At 68.6% G+C, this 22,808-nt stretch carries 9 protein-coding genes; all 9 read right to left on the reverse strand.

Annotation, left to right across the window (positions count from 1 at the left end):
* Nucleotides 1–30: 30 nt before the first annotated feature.
* The 9 genes from AC07VI_RS11250 to AC07VI_RS11290 all read right to left on the reverse strand — a co-directional run bounded on the left by AC07VI_RS11250 (nucleotide 31) and on the right by AC07VI_RS11290 (nucleotide 22,662).
* Nucleotides 31–1,308 (reverse strand): OmpA family protein, encoded by a 1,278-nt coding sequence (locus AC07VI_RS11250; RefSeq protein ID WP_086147416.1) that lies wholly within the window; start codon nucleotides 1,306–1,308, stop codon nucleotides 31–33.
* Nucleotides 1,309–1,604: 296 nt separating this feature from the next.
* The gene (locus tag AC07VI_RS11255; RefSeq protein WP_492993853.1) at nucleotides 1,605–4,121 is read right to left on the reverse strand and encodes an ATP-binding protein; all 2,517 of its coding nucleotides are present in this window, start codon (nucleotides 4,119–4,121) and stop codon (nucleotides 1,605–1,607) included.
* A gap of 10 nt (nucleotides 4,122–4,131) precedes the next feature.
* Nucleotides 4,132–5,154 (reverse strand): ABC transporter substrate-binding protein, encoded by a 1,023-nt coding sequence (locus AC07VI_RS11260; protein WP_492993851.1) that lies wholly within the window; start codon nucleotides 5,152–5,154, stop codon nucleotides 4,132–4,134.
* Nucleotides 5,151–6,788: a response regulator gene (locus tag AC07VI_RS11265; RefSeq protein WP_086147419.1), complete on the reverse strand. Its 1,638-nt coding sequence runs from the start codon at nucleotides 6,786–6,788 to the stop codon at nucleotides 5,151–5,153. The genes AC07VI_RS11260 and AC07VI_RS11265 overlap by 4 nt, the downstream gene beginning before the upstream one ends.
* A gap of 97 nt (nucleotides 6,789–6,885) precedes the next feature.
* A complete protein-coding gene (locus AC07VI_RS11270) occupies nucleotides 6,886–7,593 on the reverse strand; it encodes a sigma-70 family RNA polymerase sigma factor (RefSeq protein WP_492993849.1) in 708 nt (235 codons plus the stop codon).
* Nucleotides 7,590–20,228 (reverse strand): filamentous hemagglutinin family protein, encoded by a 12,639-nt coding sequence (locus AC07VI_RS11275; RefSeq protein ID WP_492993847.1) that lies wholly within the window; start codon nucleotides 20,226–20,228, stop codon nucleotides 7,590–7,592. The genes AC07VI_RS11270 and AC07VI_RS11275 overlap by 4 nt, the downstream gene beginning before the upstream one ends.
* A 144-nt stretch (nucleotides 20,229–20,372) precedes the next feature.
* Complete coding sequence (locus AC07VI_RS11280; RefSeq protein ID WP_492993845.1) at nucleotides 20,373–21,353, reverse strand: FecR family protein; 981 nt, start codon at nucleotides 21,351–21,353, stop codon at nucleotides 20,373–20,375.
* 8 nt (nucleotides 21,354–21,361) lie between these two features.
* Nucleotides 21,362–21,925 (reverse strand): RNA polymerase sigma factor, encoded by a 564-nt coding sequence (locus AC07VI_RS11285; RefSeq protein ID WP_139842713.1) that lies wholly within the window; start codon nucleotides 21,923–21,925, stop codon nucleotides 21,362–21,364.
* The gene (locus tag AC07VI_RS11290; protein ID WP_143450716.1) at nucleotides 21,922–22,662 is read right to left on the reverse strand and encodes an STN domain-containing protein; all 741 of its coding nucleotides are present in this window, start codon (nucleotides 22,660–22,662) and stop codon (nucleotides 21,922–21,924) included. The genes AC07VI_RS11285 and AC07VI_RS11290 overlap by 4 nt, the downstream gene beginning before the upstream one ends.
* Nucleotides 22,663–22,808 lie beyond the last annotated feature (146 nt).

The raw sequence follows: 22,808 nt of genomic DNA on the forward strand, positions 1-22,808 counted from the left end.
AACGGCTAAAACGCCGTTGCCACCGCTCGCCTACTGCATTCGTGCGTACATCACGCGCACCTCCACCCTGCGGTTCAAGGCATTGCATTGTTCCGTTTCATAGGAGGTGGTACTTGCCTCGGCAGGGCATTTCACGCGCAGCTCCCGCGCACCAGCCCCTTCCGCGGTAAATGTCAGCTTCTTTCCAGGCAGCGCAGTTCTGAGCACATTGACGATCGCCTCTGCGCGCAGCTCCGATAGACGCTGGTTATCCACGGCTTTTCCGGCAATGCTACTCGCGAAAGGACGGGCGTCACTGTGACCCCGCACCAGAATGTCACTCGGGGCGCCCGCTGCCAGAATGGCTGAGGCAAGAGCCTGCAGACGCGCTTGTGCCGTTGGCAATAATTGCGCACTGGCGGTCTTGAACAGCAAGTCATTGGAAAGATCGAAACAGGGATTCAGCGCAGGCCTGCTCTTGATGACACGCATCGTTGCCGCGTCCAGACGCAGGGTGGCAACCCTGAGGATGGTCGGCTCAGGGCTGAAAATGCCGGCCTCCGGCTTCGTGCGTACAGTGAACGTGACAAGCGACACGCCGCCAACGCTGGTCCACAAGACATCGGCATGATGTACCAGCAATCTGCCCCCGGCGCCCCTGCGGCAGTCAAGGATGGGGCGGCCGACGACTTCCGTGACGCGCTCGATTTCACCGAGCTCGCTCTCGGGCAATTCAATGCTCACGTCGGGAATACGCACACCCAATAGCTGGAAAGCCATATGCACCATATTCATGAACGGCCCGAAGAACAGCACGAGTACCAGCGGTGCCACGAACACTGCGGCAAGCTGCGCCAATCTGCGCTGCGGCTTCGGCTGCGCGCCTGCGACCGTGATACCCGCTTGCGTACCAGCCGTGCTTATAAAAAGGGTAAGGAAACCGGCACAAAAAAAGATCAGTATCAGCAAAAACAAGGAAGGTTGTGCGCCGGCGAAAGCAAAATGCAAGGACAGCAAAAAAAAGGAAAGCGATACTAGAAAATAGCCAACGCCATGCAGCCCGGCTGGAACGACAAACAGGGCCGCGCGCCCATGGAAGGCGCGCCGCGTGGCAATACACCGTTCCGACAAAGAAAGCAGTTGCAGCAGCCACAGTGCGGACATGGCCCCGAACAACAGGAAGATACAGTACAGAAAACCGAACATCAGTGCCACAAAGATAAAGAACACCACTTCCCCTGGCGTCAGGCCACTGGGGAAAAATTGAATGTCAAACAGATAAGTCAGCGTGACGATGGCACCCGCTGCAACGGCCAGTTTATATGTCAAGGTCGTCACGAGGTCGAGGATCGCTATTTTCTTGCTCAGCGAATCGCTGCTGTACGTCGGGACAGGTGCCGCTCCTGGCGGGGGTCTCGGTATGATCACAGTATCGCCCTAATTCACGACAAGTCGTTTGACTCGCTTGGACAGATAACAAACAAACTCATCACGCCTTTGGCAAAGGCTGGAATGACGGGTCCATTCATACAAGTCTAGTGAGTCGTCACGCGGCTGTGCGGACGTCGCAGCGAAGCTTGATACGGATTAAACAAGGATGATAGAGCTTGAACGACTCGGCGGCGCTAACCCGTCGAAATGACCTTGTTCAGGGCGCGCCGCAATTCCTTCAGCCGGGGCGGCTTGCCCAGCACGCAGTTGACGTGTTCGGGATAGTCGCTGTCGGCTGAAAGGCGCTGGCCCCAGCCCGTGAGCATGATGATGGGCGTGGCCGGGGAACACTGGCGCACCGCGCTGGCCACCTTGCGCCCGTCCACGTAGGGCATGCCCAGGTCCGTGATGACCACGGCGAAATACGCGTGGCTGCCGTATGCGGCCCGGAAGCAGTCGATGCCGGCCTGGCCGCCGTCGGCGGACACCACCTCGTGGCCGTCGATTTCCAGGATGTCGCGCAGGGACTTGAGCACCATCGGGTCGTCGTCCACGACGAGGATGCGCAGGCGCGGCGGCACCACGTGGGCCGCCTCGTCCGGTTCGGCCACGTCCTGCGCCGCGTCGGCGGGAAACGCCAGGCGCACCGTCGTGCCCTGCCCCGGCGCCGTGACGATGTCGATGCTGGCGCCGTGACGTTCCATCATGCCGTACACCATGGCCAGGCCCAGGCCCGTGCCCCGTTCGCCCTTGGTGGTGAAAAACGGCTCCAGGCAGCGCCGGCGCGTATTGTCGTCCATGCCGACGCCCGTGTCGCCGACCTCGATGCACACCTGCCGCGCCGTCCCCCCCGGCACGCCGACGCAGCTGGTGCGCACGCTCAGGGTGCCGCCCTCCGGCATGGCGTCGACGGCGTTGAAGACCAGGTTGGTCAGCGCTTCGCGGATTTCGCCCACGCTGCCGGGCAGCATGGGCAGCTCGTCCGCCAGCTCCGTGTGCAGGACGATGACGATGCCGCGCTGCTGCGGCATGTCGCTCCAGCGCGCCCGCGTCAGGTCCAGCACCTGCTGCACCACCAGGTTGGCGTTGATGGGCGCCAGCGCCAGCCGTGGTTCGCGCTGGCGGTAGAATTCGCGCATGCGCGCCACGGTGGCGGCCACGTCGTCGATGGCGCGTTCGATTACCTCCAGGCAATGCCGGCCATGCGGGCTGAGGCTCGTTTCCGTCTCCAGCAGCGATTCCGTGTACAGGGCCACGGGCGAAATGGCGTTGTTGATGTCGTGCGCGATGCCGCTGGCCATCTGGCCCAGCGCGCGCAGGCGCTCCTGCTGCATCGCCGATTGCTGCGTCTGGCGCAAATCGTCGTAGGCGCGCTGCAGCGCGCCGTAGAGCTGCGCCTGGTTGGCGGCCAGCGCCACATGTTCGCTCAGCTGGCTGAGGAATTCGCACTCGCCGCTGGTGAAGCTGTGCGCGGCGCGGCGCGCCACGATGAGGATGCCGAAGACCGTGTTTTCGGCCAGCAGCGGCGCCATGACGAGGGCGCGCAGCCCCCCTTGCGCCAGCCGCTGGGGAAACGGAAACGCCACCCCGGCGATGTCGGCTTCATACACGAGCTTGCCGCGCACGCAGCTCGACAGGCCATTTTCGTCGATGGGGATGTGCGCCTGCTCGCCCATCATGAACGACTGCGCCAGCGCCTCGCTGCGCACGCCCACGCACGTCACCTGCAGCGCGTGCTCGGACGGCCGGTACAGGCAGATGCAGCTGAAATCGATGGGCAGCTGGTCTTCCAGGCTGCGCACCACGACCTGGAAGATGCTGCGCAAGTCCTGCCGTTCGCCGATCGAGCGCGTGATCTGCTGCAGCAGGTTCAGGCGCTCGACCTGTTCATGCACCTTGCGCTCGGCCAGCTGGCGCTCGGCGATCTGGTTTTCCAGCGCGGTATTCGTCCGCGCCAGCTCATCGCGCGAGACGGTGGTGCGCCGCAGCTTTTCCGTCATGCCGTCAAAGGCGCGCGCCAGGTCGCCGATTTCATTTTTCGTGTGCACGCCGAGCGCAAAATCGAGCTTGCCGGCGCCGACGATCAGGGTTCCCTGGCGCAGCTTTTCCAGCGGTCCCGTGACGCTGGTGATGGTGAAATAGATCAAGCCGGCCACCAGCGCGATGATCATGCCGCCGAACAGCACCACGGCCACGTTGGCCCGCTGCTGCGCCGCCAGCACCCCTTGCCGGCTCAATTCGGACAGCCGCATCGCATCCGAGATCATGCCCTGCACCTTGCCCATGATCTGCCCGGACAGGCGCGACTCCAGCTCGCCGAGCACTTCGCGCCGCTGCGGGTCCTGCCCCAGTTCGCGGTGGTTGGCGACGAACAGCTCGAACAGCGTGCCCACGCCGGCCAGGTCGCCCTGCAATTCGCGCAGCAGCGCGCGCTCCTCGCCGCCGTTGAAGGCGGGCGTGGCCAGCAGCCCCGTGGCCAGCGACTCGCTGCGCAACTGCCACTGGGCGCGCGTGCGCGCGCCATGGTGCAGCGCGTATTCGATCGACAGGTAGCGCAGCGACGTGACGGCTTGCAGGATATCTGCCGCCGCCTTGTTTTTCGCCAGTTCGCGCTGCATCGCCATGGTGGTGGAAAACAGCACGGCGACGATGACGGCCACGAGCGCCACGCAAAACAGTTCGGCCAGCTTGAAGCGCGTCACGATTTTCACGGTGGTTTTCTCAATGAATGACCGTCACGGCCGATGGCGCCACCGCTTCCAGGCCGTCCAGGTAGACGGCGTCGAGGAAGTTCGGCATCTCGCCGCTGCCGGCCAGGCGGTTTTTGATGGCCCAGCGCGCCTCGTCTTCCAGCGCCAGCAGCAAGCGCTGGTCGAGCACGACGCCGAACTCGTAGCCGTGCCAGGTCGCCTGCAGGCGCGCCGCCTCGCTGGCCGACGCTTTGGAAAACAGGGCGCGCGCGGCATCGGGCTCGTCGCGGCAGAAGCGCGCGCCGGCGAGCAGCGCGCGCAGCACCTTGCGCACCGTGGCCGGATGGCCGCGCACGTAATCGCCCGTGCCGGCCACGTTGAACAGCCCCGCATACACGTCTTCGCCATAAAAGATGGCTGCATTGCCGGCGATGGCGTGCGTCATGCCCGTCAGGAACGGTTCCCAGCCGGCCGCCGCATCGACCTCGCCGCGCGCCAGCGCGCCGGCCAGCTGGTCCGGCGCGTAGTTGTGCAAGGTGACTTCGGCCGGCAGCAGCTTCTGGCGGTTCAGAAAGGCGTCCAGCGTGAACTGGCCCGAGGTGCCCAGGGTCACGCCGATGCGCTTGCCCTTCAGGCTGGCGGGCGTGGACACGCCGCGGTCCAGGCGCCCCACGATGCCGTGGTCGCGCTCGGCCTCGAAAATGCTGGCGATGATGACGACGGCCTGGTTTTTCAGGCTGGCCAGCACCACGGGAATATCGGACACGGTGCCCAGGTCGGCCGTGCCCTGCAGCACGGCTTCCATCGAAGCCTTGCCCGACGAATACGGCTGCAGCAGCGCATGGATGCCTTCGCGCGCAAAATACCCCTGGCCGCGCGCGGCCAGGACGGGGCAGCTGCCCACGTATTCCGCATTCACGGCCAGGCGCAGCACTTCCACGGGGCCGGGCGGCGGGCCGGCACGGGCATTGAGGCGCCAGATGGCCGCGGCGGACAGCGCCAGCAGCAGCGCGACCGCCGCCAGCCAGAGCCCGCGCCGCGCCGGGGCATTCATGCGCTGCGCTGCGCCGTGGCCGACTCCAGCGCGCTGTTGATGGCCTCGGAAAACGCGCCCACGTCGATCGGCTTGGTCAGATAGCGGTAGAAGCCCGCCGCCAGCCCGTGGCGCACGTCGGCCGGCCCCGCCACGGCCGTCAGCGCGATGACGGGGATATGCGCGGTGCGGGCATCGGCGCGCAGCACCTGCATGACCTGGGTGCCGCTGATGTCGGGCAGGTCGCTATCCATCAGGATCAGCTGCGGCAGGTGGCGGCGCGCCAGGTCCAGTCCCGTCTGCCCGTCGCCGGCCGACAGCAGGTCGAGGTCGGGGCGGAAATGGATCAGGCCCGCCACCAGCGTGACATTCAGGGGATTGTCTTCCACGTACAGCAGCGTCTTGCGTTCCGGCAACGGCAACGCTTCGGCCGGACGGGGAAATACGGGCAGGCGCGGGCTTTCCGGCTGCGGCGCCCGCTCGGGGCAACTGGCGATATCGAGCCAGAAAGTGCTGCCGCGCCCGGGCGTGCTGGCCACGCCTATGGATGCCTGCATGGCTTCGGCCAGGCGCTTGCTCACGACCAGCCCCAGGCCCGTGCCCTCTTCGTCGCGGGCATCGCGCCCCAGGCGGTTGAAGGGCTGGAACAGCGCCTCCAGCTGTGCGGCGCTCAGTCCGCCGCCCGTATCGCGCACGGACAGGCGCAGCCGGCGCCCGTCGACGGGCTGGCAATCGACGTGGACCTCACCCTGTTCGCGGTTGTACTTGACGGCGTTCGACAGCAGGTTGAGCAGCACCTGCTTGAGGCGCGTGCGGTCGGCCAGCACATGCATGCTGCCCGCCTCGACAAAGGTCAAGGTGATGCCGCGCTTGCGCGCCAGCGGTTCCATCATCTGCCAGCATTCATGGTAAATGTCGGCCAGGCCCACCGCTTCCATCGACAGCGACAGATTGCCCGACTCGATTTTCGCGATATCGAGGATATCGTTGATTAAAGTCAACAGATGCCGGCCCGCGCCGTAGATATGCGAGGCAAAGGTTTTCTTTTCCTGCGCCGTCGAGGGAATGGAGTCGGACGTCAGCATCTGCGAAAAGCCGAGGATGGCATTGAGCGGCGTGCGCAGCTCGTGGCTCATGCTGGACAGGAAATTGGTCTTTTCCTGGTTCGCCCGCTCGGCCACCTCGCGGGCCAGGCGCAGATCCTGGTTCATGGCGTCGAGTTCGGCCGTATGCTGGCGCAGCAGCAGTTCCAGGCGCGCGTTGGCGATGCGCAGCTGGCGCGTCTCCAGCGCCCGCGCCAGTATCAGCAGGATGCCCGAGACCTTGAATGGCTTGACGACGTAATCGAGCGCGCCCGCCTGCATGGCCTGCACGGCCGAGGCGATCGTGCCTTCGCCCGTCATGATGATGCAGGCCAGGTCCGGGTCGAGCAGCCGCGCCGCTTTCACCACGGCGATGCCATTCATGCCCGGCATCATCAGGTCGACCAGCAGCAGGTCGAACGATTCGATGGCCAGCAGCGACAGGGCCGCCTCGCCCGACGCCAGTCCCGTCGTGTCGTACGCCTGCCCGCGCAAGGTGTCGCACAGGGCGCGCACGTGCGCCAGCTCGTCATCGACGATCAGTATCCGGGGCGGCGTTGTCGACCTGTCCATGCAATCTCCTGGCTGCATGATCTTGCGGGCCAGAAAACTGCCCCACAACATGCGTTCCGAGCATAACACCAGGAAATTACCAGAAATACACGCTTTGTCACATTTCGCGCAGCCGCACCATGCGCCGGGAGGCGCTCACGCCGGCCAGCGCCGCGTAGCCCGTGTGACGGGCGCAATGGTCGAGCGCCTGGCGCAAGGCCGTATCGACTTTGCGCAGCGACATGTCGTGCCGCTGCGCCACCTCCTGGCGGCTCATCTCGTCCACGCGCAATGCTTCGAGCACTTGCTGGTGGCGCCGTGGCAACAGCGCGACGGCCTGCTCCAGCCGGTGCAAGTCGCCATGCAGCTCGGCCAGCCGCTCCGGCCCCGCCGCCGTGTCGGCCACGCCGTCGACCAGCGCCGCCTCGCCTTCTTCCTCATCCGCGTACAGCCAGGCGCGGCTGCGGCGCAGGCTGTCCGTGGCCACGTTGCAGGCCACGCGGAACACGTAGGCGACAGGGCTGTGCGCCACGGTGCGGCTGCCGCCCGCCGGCGCCTCGCCCAGGCGCAGCCAGGCGTCGTGCAGGCAGTCGCTGGCCAGCTCGGCGCAACCGAGGTGGCGCGCCAGGCGGCGGTGCAGGCTTGCGTAATTGCTTTCCAGCACTGCCTGCAGCTGGCTGCCCTGCCCCGGCGCGGGCGCCACGTCGTTGGCCGCCCGCGGGCGCAGGCGCACGGCCGGTCCCCAGGCGGCCAGGCCGCGCGGCGGCGCGCTTGCCGCATGTACCACCCGCACGGGCGCCGGCGCGGCGCTTGCAGCGGCCATCATGGCGACAACCTGCTGCGTTCCTGCGCCGTCAGCTGGCGCGCGGCCGATTCCGGCAAGGCGCCCAGGCCCAGCACGCGCACGGCGCTGCGCGGGTTGTAGTCGGCCGCTTCAGTGCGCGCGCCGTCCTGCGGCGCCGCCTGCGCGCTGTCGGGCGGGGCGTCGTTGCCAAAGCCCAGCACGCGCACCGTGAACACGGACGGCTGCGCGGCACGCGTGGCGGCGCGCTCGCGCTGCACCACGTCCTGGGCGGCGGCCGTGGCCTGCGTGGCGGCCGCGCTGGCGTTCGTCATGGCGGCCACGTTGACGGACGCCACCGCCGGCATACCCTTCGCTTCGCCCTTGACCTGGATGTTCGCCGCGTTCACCACCGTCAGCGCGGCCAGGTTGACGCTGCCCGAGACGCGGATGCCCGCCTCGCCCGCGTCGATGGTGCCCAGCGGCGCCAGCAAGTCCACGTCGCCGGCCGGCACTTCGGCGATCGGCGCCAGGGTGGCGATGCCGGCGCCCGTGCTGGGCACGTCGGACGACAGGGTCACGTTGCCCCAGTTGTCATACACGCGCTTGGGCGGCGTGTAGACGATGGTCGACTTCGAGCCGCGCCCCGCATTGATGTCGCCCTGCGACGACCAGCCGAGGATATCGCCGCCAAACGTGGTCATGACGCGGCTCTGGCCCAGCAGGATGCTGCCGTGCGAGAACAGCTCGATATTCCCGCCGCCCTTGGTGATGACGCCCGAGGTCGACGGCGGCGCCTCGCCTTCGATGCCGAACACCTGCTTGCCGCCCGGCGTGAGCAGCTGGATATCGCCGCCGAAGTTGGTGTGCACGTAGCCGCTGCGGGGGAAATAGTCCCAGCGCTGCTCGCCATCATTGCGCACCGCGTACAGGCCGCGGTACATGACGATGTCGCCCGCATAATCGATGGCCTTGCCGCTGGCGTCCGTGGCCGGCGCCAGGGCCGCGATGGCGTTGCGGCTGCGCAGGAAGCTGCCATGGCGCGGGCTGTCCGCATCGTTGAACTCGCGCCCGCCCGCCTTCAGCTCCGCGAAATACACGTCGCGGGCGAACACGCGCTGCTGCGGCTCGGACAAGGCCAGGTAAAAGGCCAGCGCCTCGGCGGCCGTGCCCTTGAAAGCATAACGCTCGGCCAGCCAGGTGGCCAGTTCGCCCTCGTACGATTTCACCACCTTGCCAGCCTGGCCGGCCAGCGGCACGCCCGCCTGCGCCACGTTGGCCGGGTCCAGATACGGCTTGACGAAGCGCAGGTAGTCGAGACCGGCCGCGCCCACGCCCGCCTGCATGGCGATGCCGGCGCCCGGGCGCTTGTCACCCGCCACGACGGGGCCGAGGCTGACGACGCTGCCCTTGTCCTGCATCAATATGTTGCGTCCGGCGCTGATATCGAGCGTGCCGGGGCCGGCCACGTTGAAGGAGCTGTTCAGGATATCGCGCCCGGCCGAGACCACCGAGACGTCAAACGCATTGTTGTGCACGAACAGGTTGCTGATATTCATGAAGCTCATGTCGCTGTTGCTGGCACTGCCGTTCTTGGCTTCCAGCTGCGCCGTGCCGCTGCCGACGATATCGCGGCCCGCCTTCATCCACACGGGTTGGCCGCCCTCATACCAGGTGATGCCCGCACGCCTGGCGTCATGAAACGCGAGGATACGCCCGCTGTTTACGCCCACCAGGTCGCCCTTGACGGCATAGATACGGGTCACCTGCGTGCCGCTGTTGGCGGGGCCGGCCGAGGAATTGGGGCCGAAGGCAAACAGCGGGAAGTTCCATTTCGCCATCGGCGTCCCCGTGCTCGAGACATTCGTGGCCAGGGGATTAGTCTCATTCGGCCGGATATCCCAGCCCGTGAAGGCTGGCTTGAACGGCGTCGCCATGCTGTCGGCGGCGGCGCCGGACTGGCTGACGGCAAAACCGCCCGCGTAGATGGAGTCGCTGGCCAGCCATTGCAGCTGGGCATTGGGAGACGGCGCCAGCAGCAGCGGCGGGCCATACGCGGACGCAGCACCCCAATCCGTGATGGTCTTGCCGTAGTACAAGCTGCCATTCGCGGCCGCGGCCCGCACGATGGACGGATAGACGGTGGCCAGGTCGGTATCGGTGCCGACGGACGCCGACAGCGGCGTCATGTTGCCGCCGGCGGAGTAGAGGTCAAGCGCCGTGCGCGGCGTCCACAGGCTGAACCAGCTGTAGCCGTAGCCCTGCTCACCGGCCGCGCCGGTGAACGGCGTGGCATTGAACGCGGTCACGCGGCCGGGATCGGCCACATCCTGCAGCACCAGGTCGCCCAGCGTCGCCACGCTGAACGTGGCGTCGCCCGGCACCAGGGTCATGCCGCCCCGGGCCGTGGCGCGCGTGGCGCGGAAGGCATCGTAGGCGCGCGCTTCCAGCGGCACGTGATCGGTGGCTTGGGTGCCATAATGCAGCGCCACGCTGCCCAGTTGCGTGGCCGACGTTTCCGCGTGGCCACGCAAGTCCACCAGCGCGCCGTTCAGGTGATTGCCACCGGAGCCGCCGCCGGGGTTGAGGGCGCCGCCCACGCGCAGGTCCAGGTCGCCGCCGCCCGTCTGCAGCAGGCTGCCGTCGGCCAGCACGCGTCCCGTGCCGCCCACGGCCAGCAGCAAGCCCTGAGAACGGGGATTGATGCTGCCGTTATACGAACTGCCCGTCAGCGGCGCCAGCACGCCAGCATCGCCCGCCACCTCGGCGCGCACATTGCCGCCGCCCAGGGTGCCGAAGCCTGTAAAGCCCAGCACCGTGTCGGCCAGCGTACCGCGGCCCACATAGCTGCCGAAATTGATCCACCACGCTGTCGGCTGGGGCGCGCCGCCCGTGGCCACGCCGCCGCTGCCCTGGCGCCACAGCCAGTTGCCCACTGCCACCGAATCGGCCATACCATCCAAGGGAACGGGACGCAGGTTGATGGAACTGGACGCGTCGACCAGCGAGCCGCTCAAGTCGCCCGCCACCTGCAGCAGCAGGTTGCCGCCCTGCTCCGGATACCAGGCGCGGTAGATGCTGTCGGCGCCGCCGTCGACCAGGCGTTCATGGGCGCCGTCGGGGTTGCCCAGCACCTTGCCTTCGGCATTGCGCGCGCGCGGCAGGTTGTACGGGTCGCCGGCCGCCGTCGGCGCGGACGACATGCCGGCCGTGTACACGCCATACAGGCTGTCCACGCGCAGGTCGCCGCCGCTGACGAGGTCCAGGTCGCCCGTGCCCGTGCGCAGCACGCTGTGGCGCAGGCTGCTCGCCTTGTAGTCGAACGTGGGGTTGGCCGTGCCGCACCAGGTGGGATTGTCCTCGCAAATGGTCGGCCACTTCAGCGCCACGGGGTCGAGCAGGTCGCCCGCCTTCACTTTGTCATCCGCATACTCTTCCGCGCCAGCCTTGGTCCACACGTAGGCCACCTTCAGCAGGCATAACGTCGGGTCGTTGGCGCAAAATTGCTCGACAGTCTGGCCGAACTGGCTGGTGAATTCCTCGGTGATGGGTTCGCCCGCCACGATGCCGGGGAAGCCCTCGCGCTCGCCCAGTTCCTGCGCTTCCTTGGTCCAGTACTGCACGCCCTTCGGCGGCACCAGCACGCCGTACATGCCGTAATGGCTGTCGGCCAGGCGCAGGCTGCCGTGCGCGGGATGCGCCTGCACGCCGCGCGTGTCGGCCCCTTCCAGGTCGGCGCCGGCCACCAGGCGCATGCCCCATGCCTGCGAGCCTTCCGCCAGCATGGGCGCGATGGCCCACAGCTTGCCCTGGCTGCCCGCCACGTCCGGGCGCAGCGCGATCGATTCCACGCCGGCCATCAGCTTGACGTCGGTGCCGGACGGGATCAGCGACCCCACGGCCAGCGCCAGGTTGCCATTGAGTGCAAACACCGAGCGTTCGCCCGCCACGCCAGGCAGCGGCACGCCCTTGGGCCAGGTCATGGCGCGCACCTTGACCGCTTGCGCCAGCACGCTGCCCGCGTCGAGGCGCATGCCGGCTGTCAAGGTCTGCGCCGTGGCCAGCAGGCTGCCTGCCGCATGGACGATGTTGCCGGCGCTGTCGCGCACGGCGGCCGCCAGCACCGTGCCTGCCGGCAAGGTGACCGCCTGGTCCAGGGTCATGGCCACGGGCAGGCGCGTCTGCGCGTCCAGATTGAAGCCCTTGAGGGGCACGTCGTAATTGAGCGCGATGCCGCCCGGGAACAAAGTGCCATCGGCCACGGTCACGCCCTGGCCCGGCACGATGACGTCGCTGCCATTGATGTCGCGCCCCGGCAGCAAGATCCAGCCCTTGTCATCCTGGGTGGCGGGCGGCGGCGCGAAGCCGTCGTTGATGCTGCCATAGATGCTCAAATCGCCGCCGGCGCGCAGCAGCAGGCTGCCCACCTCGCCCGAACCGCGCACAGCCGTGTGCGGGAAGCGCGGGTTCAGGCTGGCGTAGCGCATGTTTGAGAGATCCAGGTCGCCCCGCACCACCAGGTCGCCGTCTGGCGTCTTGCTGACGATATCGACGCCGGGACGCAGATGCAGCGCATCGGCATAGGCGGCCGTGTTCAAGCCCGCCAGCTTGATATTGCGCAAGTTCGTGTTGGCCAACGCCGCATCGATGAAAGCCGTGCTGTCCGCATGCTTGCTGTCGAGATATGCCTGGTCGATCACCTGGTAGGGGCGGCCGCTGGCCGACACGTCCGCGGCGTAGGCCGCGTCGTCATAGCGCTGCATGGCGTTGACGGCGATCGATTTCGCGCCGCGTATCGTCAAACCGCCGCCGGCCGCAATGGCGATGTCGCCGAACGTGGCCGCATCAAGATCCGTGCGAACGCCGCCGCGGCCCAGGCGCGGCGCGCTCAATTCCACGGTGCCGCGCGCGGCGCCGTCGTGTTCGCCCTTGCCCTTGCCGGCCACGGCCGCCGTGCCGTGGCGCACGTCGATCTGCGCGCCGCCCGCCAGGTCGAGTACGCCCTCGCCCCCGTTCAGTTCCACCGTGGCCCGGTTCGGGCTGTCGATGATCTTGCCATAGCTGTCGACGCGCAACAGCGTGCCATGCGCATCGAGCACGGCATTGCCGGCCAACGTCAATCCATGCTTGCCGGCCAGGCGGATGCTGCCCACGCGCTCGCCGCTGGCGTCGACGGTGCCGGCAACGGACAGCTTGCCGTTGTCGAGCGATACCTGCACCTCGCCCGCCTTGAGTTCATTGCCGATAGTCAAATTGCCCTGTTTCAGCTGGAAGCTGCGCCCGCCCGTCACGCCGCCTTCCGTCAGGCGCGCGTTCAGCGACGCGAACTGGCTGTCCAGCGTGCCGCCCGCGCCCAGCGTCTGCGCGCGCACGTCCACGCTGCCCTTCTTGTATGGCACGACGGTGCCGCCCGCGTCGTAGCTGCCGCTGGCGCCGCCCAGTAACTTGCCCTGCAAGTCGACCATGCCGGCCGCGCCATCGAGGGCCACGGCCTTCAGGCTGCCGGCGCGGTTGTTCTCGGCCGACACGTCGATCACGGCGCCGCTAGCTGTGCGGATATCGCCGGCGCGGCTGTCCAGCGTCACGTCGCCGCCCCAGCTGTATTTGTCCACGTCGAAGAAGGTGGACTTGCGGCCCGCCATGTCGATGCGCGCGCCGTCGGCCACGGTGATGTCGCGCCGGGCGCCGATCGCCAACTTACCGCTAGGCAACACCACGGCCGTCGCCACGCTCACGCTGTCGCCGTTCAAGGCCAGCTGGGCGCCCAGTCCATCGGTATTCTTGACGGGCGCGGCCGGCGCCGTACCCGCCGGCGCCGCCACCGTCAGCGCGCCGCCCGCCGTGTAGCTGTGGACGGAACCGGAGTCGCCCGTCAGCAGCGGCGTGCTGATATTGAGCTTGCCGCCGCTGTACTGGTAGCCCTTGCCGGCCTCGTAGGCGCCCTGCGCCTGGTAGACGGACAGGCTGCCCTTGTGGTTGGCCGTCACCTGGCCCGACGCCTTCAGGTTGACGTTGCCAAAACCGAGCGCCAGGCGGTCGAACGAGGCGACGCCGGCCGGCTGCGTGAACGGGCCGAAGCCGAAATCGATGCGCTGCGCCTCCAGGTTCAGGGTGCCGCTGCCCGTGCCGGCACCGTGCGCGATCACATTGCCGGCCGGCGACAGGGCGCCGCCCCAGATCAGGTTGGCCGTGCGGATGGTGGCCACGGTATCGGCGCCGCCCTGGCCATACATGGCCGGCGTGGTCAGCACCAGGCGCTCCAAGGTCGATTTCCCCGTGCCCTTGTCATAGGTATCGAGCACCACGTCGCCATAGAAATTGACGCTGTCGGCCGCGCTCAGCATGAGCGACTGCAGGGCCGGCGCGCCCGTGCCGGTATCGCCGCGCAGCAGGCGGTCCAGCACGCCCTGGTTCAGGGTCAGGCCGCTCGAGCGCGTGCCGCTGGCCTGGGCCGCCGCCAGCGCCTCGCCGCTGCCCATGTTGATGGCGCCCACGGCCAGGCTCAGGTTGCGCGTGCCGTAGCGGGCCGTGTCGTCCAGCGCGAAACTGCCATTCGTCGACAGCAGCAAAGTACCTTCCGAGTACAGGCTCGCTGTTCCTTTGTCGGTGCAGGCGTCGTCGCACACGCCGATGCGGATGCCGCCGCGCGCCGTGCCGCTGGCCGGCGCCACGTTGAGCAAGCCGTTCGAGGCCGCCAGCATGTGCACGTCCGCGCGGCCCTTCTTGTAGATGAAGCCGTCGTTGGCGTCATACGCGGCCTTGCCCTTGCCCACGGTGCTGATGCCGGCACCGGGCGCGATATCGATCAAGCCATCGCCCAGCAGATAACTACTGGGGTCCTGGGCGACGAGGAACACCTCGGGCGCCGACAGGACGGCCCCCGCGCGCAAGTAGATGGCGCGCGCCGACTTGGCGCCGAAGTTCACGTAGTTGCCAGCCTGGCCATATTCCACCGATGGTGCATTGCCCAGCATCATGCGGGCAGCGCCGATATTGTTCAGGCTGGAGGCGCGCACGCTGACCAGCCCGGCGCCGCTGGTGGCGGGCGCGCCGTCGGCGAGAATTTCAATATCGCCGTTGGCACTCTGGCCCGGCATCAGCAGCACGGTGCCGCCATAGCCGCCCTTGGCGGCGCCGAATTTACCGGTGCCCTTGAACTGGAAGGTGTCCGGGCCGCCGTCCTGCGCCAGGGTCAGCTTGAGCGTCTTCGCGTCGGCCGGCAGCAGCGCGCGGGGGATGCCGCGCGTTTGCGCATCGGCCAGCGCGTAGGCCGCATAGCCGGTTTCGTTGTATTGGGAATAGGTGCGCAAGGCCTTGGCCGGCGTGAGTATCAGCTGGCTGGCCAGCGGCGCGCGGATGTCCGTGCCGGCGATCGACAGGGTGCCGGGCGCGCTCCAGGAACCGTTGCGCAGCGGCTGCGCCAGCGTGCCTGCGCTCCCCTGGCCCGCCAGGCCGTTCAGTTCCACGCGGAAGGCGCCCGGCAGCAGGGCATAGGTCGACGGCATCAGGGTATAGGTGCCGGCGGGCAAGCCCGGCACGCCGCTGCCCAGCGTCACCTGCCGGCCGATGGCTGGATCGGCGGCGCCCTTGTCGCCGCCCGCGGGCGCCTGCGGCGCCTGTACGCCGGGCACGATGGCGTACACGGGATTCGTCGCCAGGCCCGGCAGGACAAAGCCGCCATTGGCCCCCACCTGCGCCAGCGGGTGGTAGCGCGCGTCGGTCGAGCCGCCGCGGCCCGCGATGAAACCGGCGCCCGTCAGTTCGCCGCCGCCGGACAGGTCGAGCAGCGCGCCAGGCCGCACGTCCACGGCCACGCCGGCCATGTCCACGCCGATGCGCAGGCCGCCCTGCGCATTGATGCCGCCCACGCCCATCAGGGTGGCCGGCTTGCCGTTGACGTTCCAGGTCTGGCCATCGACGGTGCCGCCATACGGCATCACCAGGCCGGCGCCGCTGACCGAGGTGATGCTGCTGGACAGCAGATTCACGCTCAGGCTCTTGTCATTGTCATAGCCTGCCGCGCCGATGGCCAGGCGCCCCAGCGGTGCGCGCACGACGCCGCCCTGCTCGATGTGCGCGGCCGCCAGTTCCAGCGAGCCGAAGGCGGAATACGGCATGGCCGGCACGCTGTCGGTGGTGCGCGCGATGTTCAGGGCATGGGCGGGATCGTAGCCGATCTTGCCATTGATGCTGCTATAGCCGGCGCGCACGGCGGCGCCGGCGCCCGTTTCCGGATACAGCTGGGCCGCAGCGAGGGTCATGTCGCCCGGCGTGGACAGCACCGTCGTCGCCTGGTTGCCATCCCATCCCAGCGGCGACAGCAGGAAGCGCAGGTCGCCGCGGCTCGTCAGGCGCACGTCGTCCGCCCGAATGTCGACCAGGCCGCGCACGTCGATCAGGTCGCCAGCAATGCTGACCTGGCCGGCCATCGGCGACTGGCCCGCCGTGCCCGGCGTGACATAGTAGTCGCGTGCTGCCGGCTTGACGCTGGCCAGGCGCACGTACGGCGCCGCGATGCCGACCTTCGCGCCGGGCTTGCTGCCTGGCGCCAGCACGGGCGCGCCATACAGCTGGAAGCTTTGCTGCAGCGTCAGCGACACGTCGCCATCGAAGGAGGCGGCGCCCAGCAGGGCCAGGTTGCCGAAGCCGCCCGCCTCCACCTGCTCCACCGAGTAGCGGCCATGGCCGTACTGCAGCGCCTGCGGCCCGTCCTGCGCCGCATCCTGCGCATGCACGCCGCCGGCCAGGTCGCTGGCAACCTTGCGCTGCGTCAATGCCAGCTGGCGGCCCTGCAGCACCTTGTCCGTCGCCAGCGTTTTCAGGTAGACGGGCGAGCCCGTGGCCACGGACAGGCTGCCGCCCGCCGCCCCCGCGCCGCCCGCCCAGGCACGCAGCTGGCCATCGAGGTACAAGCCGTTGTTCGACGCCAGCGCGATGCTGCCGCCCGCGCTGGCCACGTCGACGGCCGCGCCGTTCACGTCGAGCACGGCATGCGCGCCGGAAGCGTCCAATACGGCGCCGTCGCGCACGACGACGAACAGGCTGGCGGCCGAGGTGCTGCCCTGCGCGTGGTCGATTTCGCCGCCGACGACGATGCTGCCGCCGTCCGCCACCTTGCCATAGCGCCGGCCCTGCGCGTCCGTGGCCGTGACGGCGCGCGACGCCACGTCGAGCACGGCATTCTCGCCGATCCAGATGGAACGGCCATGGCCGGCCGCCTCCACCGCTTCGGACACGTTCACGTCCACGCCCACGCCGCCCAGGCTGATCTTGCCGCTCCAGGCGTTCAGCCGCCCGTCCACCGTCAGCTGGCCCACGCTGGCCAGCTTGATGGACTGGCCCGCATCGACGCTCACCACGGCGCCCGTGCCGACCAGCAGTTGGGCAGTGGCCATGTCGGCCGCGCCGGACTGGATATCGCCCACCTGCAGGGCCAGGCTGGCGCCCTTGCGCTGCGCCAAGGTGCCCTTGAGCGGGTTCTCCGTGACCGGCTCCGGCGTCCACAGGGCCAGTTTCTCGTTGTCCACCACGCGCAGCACGGGCATGCGCACATCGACTTGCGTGCCGGCCGCGACCGTCAAGCCCTGTTTGCCGACCAGGCTGTAGCTGGAAAAACCCTGTTCAAAAAAGTCGCCGCCCAGCTGCAGGGCGCCTGCGACGGGTTTTTCAATGTCGCCAATGACGATCTTGTTCGCCTGTAATTCCAGCTTGCCGCCGCCCGTCACGCCATGGCCGCGCAGCTGCGCGCCCGCGCCCAGCACCAGGTCGGCCTTGGCGCCATAGCTGGCCAGGGTCACGTTGCCGCCCTTGCCGCCCTGCTGCTTGCCCTGCGCCAGGATGGCCGCGCCCGAGCCGGCGTCGATCAGGCTGCCACTGCCGATGCGCACGTCGCCGTTCGCCCGCAGCGACACATTGCCGCCATTGATATATGGCAAACCGGCGGCGGCCAGCGGATCGCGCAGCACATTACTGAGCAGGCCGCTGGTGTCGAGCGTGACGCCGTCGGCCAGCACCAGCTTGCCCGCTGGCCCGCCCTGATTGACGACGGTGTCCACCATGCCCAGCGCGCCGATCTGGTTCAGCACGTTGCCGGCCATGATGCTGCCGCCATGGCTGCGCAGGCTGCTGTTGATGGCCAGGTCCTTGCCGAACAGGGTAATGTTGCCGCCGTCGGCCACCTGCAGCGCGCTGTCGACCGTGATCGCGCCTTTCGCGGCGAGGCGGATGGCGCCAAGGCGTTGCTCATTGAGCAAGCCAGTATCGAGCAGCAGCTTGCCCTGGCGCTCTGACGCCAGTACGCCTGTCACGTCGAGGCCGGCGGCGATGCCGTCCTGCACGCGCGTCAGGCGCACCTCGTCCATGACGGCCGACAATGCGTGCTGCAGCACGCCCGTGCGCTTGTCGAACATGGGCTGGTACTGGCCGACGATCAATTGTCCCCGCTGCGCGGCGGCCAGCTGCGACTGCTGGTAGCCGTCGAGCAGGGCCTGCGGCGCCTGCGTCTGGCGCTCGCCCTGGAAGACTTCGCCCGCAATCGCCCCTTCCAGCACGGCCGAACCGGTCGCGACCACCAGCTTGCCCGCGTCGCGGCCCACCGTGTAGCCGTTTTCCAGCCGCTGTTGCGCCGCGATCAGGGGATTGGCGTAGAAGGCGCTCGCTTCCTTGCCCCAGCGCGCATGTTCTTCCTCGTAGCCCTTGTACACGCCCGCATACGGCAAGTCGGCCGGCGCGCTGCCCGCCTCATATAATTTGCCGTCCGCGCCCTTGAGCCAGGTCTGGCGCAGCGCGCCCGTCTGCACGTCCAGGGTGCCGCCCGACAGGTTGATGGCGGAGCCGGCTTGCGTGACGACATCCTTGCCGCCGAAGCTCACCGTGCCGCCCTGCGCCATCCACTCGCTGACGGAATGGCCCTGCGTGCCCAGGTAGCCGGCCACTTCCAGCAAGCCGCCGGCCGTGTACCAGCGGTCGCTGTCGTAGCCGTTCGTGCCTTTCGGCACGAACACCAGCTTGCGGCGGTCGACCCAGATATTGTTATTGATCAAGGCCTTGCCGTCGCGGTTGACGGGCGCGTCGCGCTGCTCGTTGCCCTGCACGTTGATCTCGATATTGTTGGCCTCCATGGCCACCTTGACGCCGACGGCGCCGGAGACGTCGAGCTGGGCGCCGTCGCGCAGCAGGCTGCGGCTGGCCGCCTTGACGGCGATCTGGCCGCCCGTCGCCAGGGTCAGCGAGTCGCCGAGGAATTCCACCGTGCCGGCGCTGCCGATCTCGATGCGCGACTGGTCGCGGCGGTCGTTCACGCCAACGATGTTGTCCGTCGCCGTCACGGCCGGGCCGCGCATGGCGTCGCGCTGGCTGTCGAGCGCCGTCGTCTTGCCGTCGTCCTCGAGCACGATGGCCGTGGTGGCGCCGCGCCCCACGGTGACGGCAGCGTCGCTGCCCAGCGCGTTCAGGTGCACGGTGCCGCGCGTGGCGGCCGTGGTGGTGGCCAGCACCACGCCTTCCTGGCGCACGTCGCGCCCGGCCAGCGTGACGTCGCCTTCGCGCGCCTGGATCAGGCCCGTGTTGACGACCTTGCCCGCCGTGCTGCCGGCGGCAAACTGCGGCGTGACTTCGCTGCCGCGCGTGGTCGACAGCGGATTGCCGTCCGTGCCCACGCCTTTTTTGATGGTAAAACTGTCGCCGGCGGCCAGCAGGGCCTGCCCCCTGGGCGTGCTGATCTCGCCCGCATGGTGGACTTCCTTGCCCAGCAGCATCACGTAACCGCCCCCTTCCGTGCTGCCCTTGGGCGCATTGCTGGCCAGTCGCGCGCCCGCCTGCACCTGCACCTTGCCGCCCGCGTCCGTAAAAGTCGTGGCGCCGGCCGTGCCGGCGCTGTAGATGCCGTTTTTCTGGAATTGCGCGTCGCCGATGCGGGCCGCGGCCGCCACCAGGCTGCGCGTGTCGACCTGGCTCGTGCCGCTAAACACGATGCCGTTGCGGTTGACGAGCAATACCGTGCCGTCGGCCTTGATCTGGCCCTGGATCTGGCTGGGACGCGCCTGCGGATCGTTGACGCGGTTTAGCACGGCCCAGTCCTTCTGTTGCTGGAACGTCAATGTCGTGTCCTTGCCCACATTGAATGTTTCCCAGTTCAGGATGGCCTTGTCCGCCGTCTGCTGCACCACCACGGCCGTCTTGCCTGCCGCCACCGTCTGCACGGGCGCCTGGGCGTTGCGCCAGCCGGCCGTCAGGCTGTTGGTGTCGACCTGCAAGCCGCCCTGCGCCAGGCCGTTCGGCACGCCGGCGTCGCCGGCGGCCGCCTGGCGCGCCTGCGCCTGAGCCGCTTGCTGCGCGGCAATGGCACGCGCGGCCAGGTTCAGGTTGTTGAGCGAACGCTGCAACTGCTGATTGGCCTGCTGTTGCTGCCCTTCGGGGCGGCTGCCCAGCGGCAGCGGCTGGCCGTTCGGCAGGCGGCCCGAGGTGGCCGCCGTATTTTGCGCCGCGCCCTTGGCCGCGAACCAGCTGCCGCTGAACGCCTGCTGCGCGCGCGCCGGCGTGCTGAAGGCGCCCGCCATCAGCATGGTGGTCAATGCATAGGCAAGCGGCGTGAGCCGCAGGCGGCTGCCCAGCGTGGAGCTACGCTGCGCGCCCGTGTCGACGTTCGGGACTGGGCGCTGGGCAGTGTGAAACTTGGTCATGGCAATGGTTTCCTGGCTAGTGAGATGGGAACGGAGCCTGGCTGTCGCACAAGCGTCCACACCTCCATGACGTAGCTCGGTGGCGGAAAGGATAATGTTTTTTGAAAAATATTTTGCCAGCCCCTGCCGCCGCACATGCGGCGATCAGCTCAGCAGCACCACGCCGCCCGGCAGGCTGGTCATCTGCGCGCCCGTCAGGTCGCGTATCATCGCCAGCGCGCCATCGATCTGGGCGATGGAAAAGCGCATGCGCACGAGGCGCCGCCCCAGTTCCGGGTTGCGCAGCAGCACCCGGCCGGGCCGGTAGCGGTTGATTTCGGCCACCACCTCGGCCAGCGGCTTGCCGGCAAACGACAGCGCGCCCGTGCGCCACGCGCTGGCCTCGCCCGGCGCCGCCATCCTGGCCGCCTGCACGCCGCGCCCGTCGTAGACCACTTGCTGGCCCGCATCCAGGGTCACGCGCCGCTGCCGCCACACGACGTCCACGGCGCCCGCCAGGCAGGTGACGCAGACGGCGTCGTCCGTGTGGCGCACGTTGAAGCGGGCCGACTGCGCCAGCAGGCGCCCGGCTCCCGCCACCACGCTGACGGGCTGGCGCGCGCCGCTGGCGAGAATTTCCGCCTCGCCGGCCAGCAGTTCGATGGACTCGGGCGCCCGCACATCGATGCGCGTCTGGGTATTGAGCTGCACCGTCATCTGTGGCGACAGGGCCACTTGCCGCTGTTCGCCCGTGCCCGTGCGGTAGTCGGCGCCCAGCTCCTGCAGCGACGGCCATGCGCCCAGCGGCGGGCGCAGGGCCAGCGCGGCCACGCCGGCGGCCAGCGCGCCGCCGAGGAAGGCGCGCCGCCCGGGCCTGGCCGGGAAAGCCAGCACGTTTTCCCGCTGCGGCGCGGCGGCGGCGCGGGTCAAGGCGGGGTCGAGCGCCTGCCACAGCTGTTGCAGTTCGCGCCAGGCGCGCGCATGGTCGGGGCTGCTGGCGCACCAGGCGCGCAAGGCGTCGGCGTCGGCGCGCGTGAAATCGTCGGCACGCAGGCGCGCCCACCAGGCAGCGGCTTGCTGGCCGATGGCGGCATCGCTGTCGGCAGTAGTAGAAGGCCCGCGTTGATCGCGGTCAAAAGTATTCATGAGCATTATCAATATTTTCGTCGGCCCGCCACATCGCTGCGCTGGGCGGCATCGGCGTCGGCCATGCACGTTTTACAGTGTTGCATGGCGGCCTGCAATTCTTTCTTCACCATCGCCACGGAAATGCCGAAGCGCTCGGCGATTTCGCCGTTGAGCAAGCCATCGACGCGGGCCGCCGTCAGGATGGCGCGGCGGCGCGGCGACAGGCCCGCCAGCGCCGCGTCGAGCGCCTGCACGTCGAGGCGGGCGGCGACGATGCGCGCCGGGTCGCTGACATCGTTGGCGCTGTCGTCGGCCATGTGCATCAGTTCCTCGCGTTCGCGCTCGGTGACGATGATCTGGTCGCGGCGGTAGGCATCGGTGGCGATATTGGCCGCCATGCGCAGCAGGTAGGCGTCGGGATTGTGCACGGCGACAGGCTGGGCCATCGCTTCGAGGCGCAGCCAGGTTTCCTGCAGCGCATCGGCCGCATTGTGCTTGCAGCCGACGACGCGCTCGAGGCGCCAGCGCAGCACGGCGTAGCGGCTGCTCAGGTGCCGTTTCAGTTTGCTGCGCAGGTCGGGCATGCTCATGGCGCGCGCCTTCCCGGCGCGCGGGCGGCGCAATCGACTTCCACGCCCGGCCCATCCGGCAGCAGCAGGATGGACACGGGCTGCGGCAGGGCCGGCAGCGGCGCCGCGCCCACCTGCATGCCCAGCACCAGGCGGGCGATGGCCGTGTCGCGCGCGGGCAAGCCCGTGCTGTCGAGCAGCTGCACCCGCTCCACCACGCCGGCGCGGTTCAGGTACAGCTGCAGCGCCAGGCGGTAGCCGCCGGGGCGCGTCTGCGCCGCGCGGCACAGCAATCCCAGCAGCACATGCTGCAGCCGGCTCACGTAGGCCGCCACATCGGCGCCGCCCTGGCGCGCGCCCGGTATGTCGGCGGCGGCCACGACGGCGGCCGGCGGCGGCTCGGGCGTAGCGGCGGCGCCGGCCGGCGCGTACACGGTGACGGCTTGCGCGTCCGACTGGCGCGCCTGCAGGCCCGTGCCCGTCAACAGGATTTGCAGGGCCGCGCCGGGCGCATGCGCGCCGCGCACGGCGCCGGACTGGCGCTGCGCATGGCGCTGGTCCACCAGCACGGCGATGCCCGTGCGGCGGCTGTACAGGTCGAGCGCATCGCCGAGGTTCTGCGCGGCGATATCGAACTGCAGCACGGCGCCATCGGCGGCGGCCTGCGCCCGCACGGGACCGGCGGCGGTCAGAAAGCCCAGCAGGACCAGGTATCCCGCCAGCGCAAGCACGTGAACGGATGCCGGGCTGCCTGTCATATCGCTATCGTGTCGCTATCGTGAAAGGGTGGAAAGACACTGCATGGGAGTGTTATCAAGTAACAATTCTTGCGTCAACTGCAATAGCCTACACAGCAAAAATGACGGCTTCGTGACATGCCGGAACGGCGTAAATTTCGCCATGC

Source organism: Janthinobacterium sp. GW821-FHT03A03, assembly GCF_059421435.1.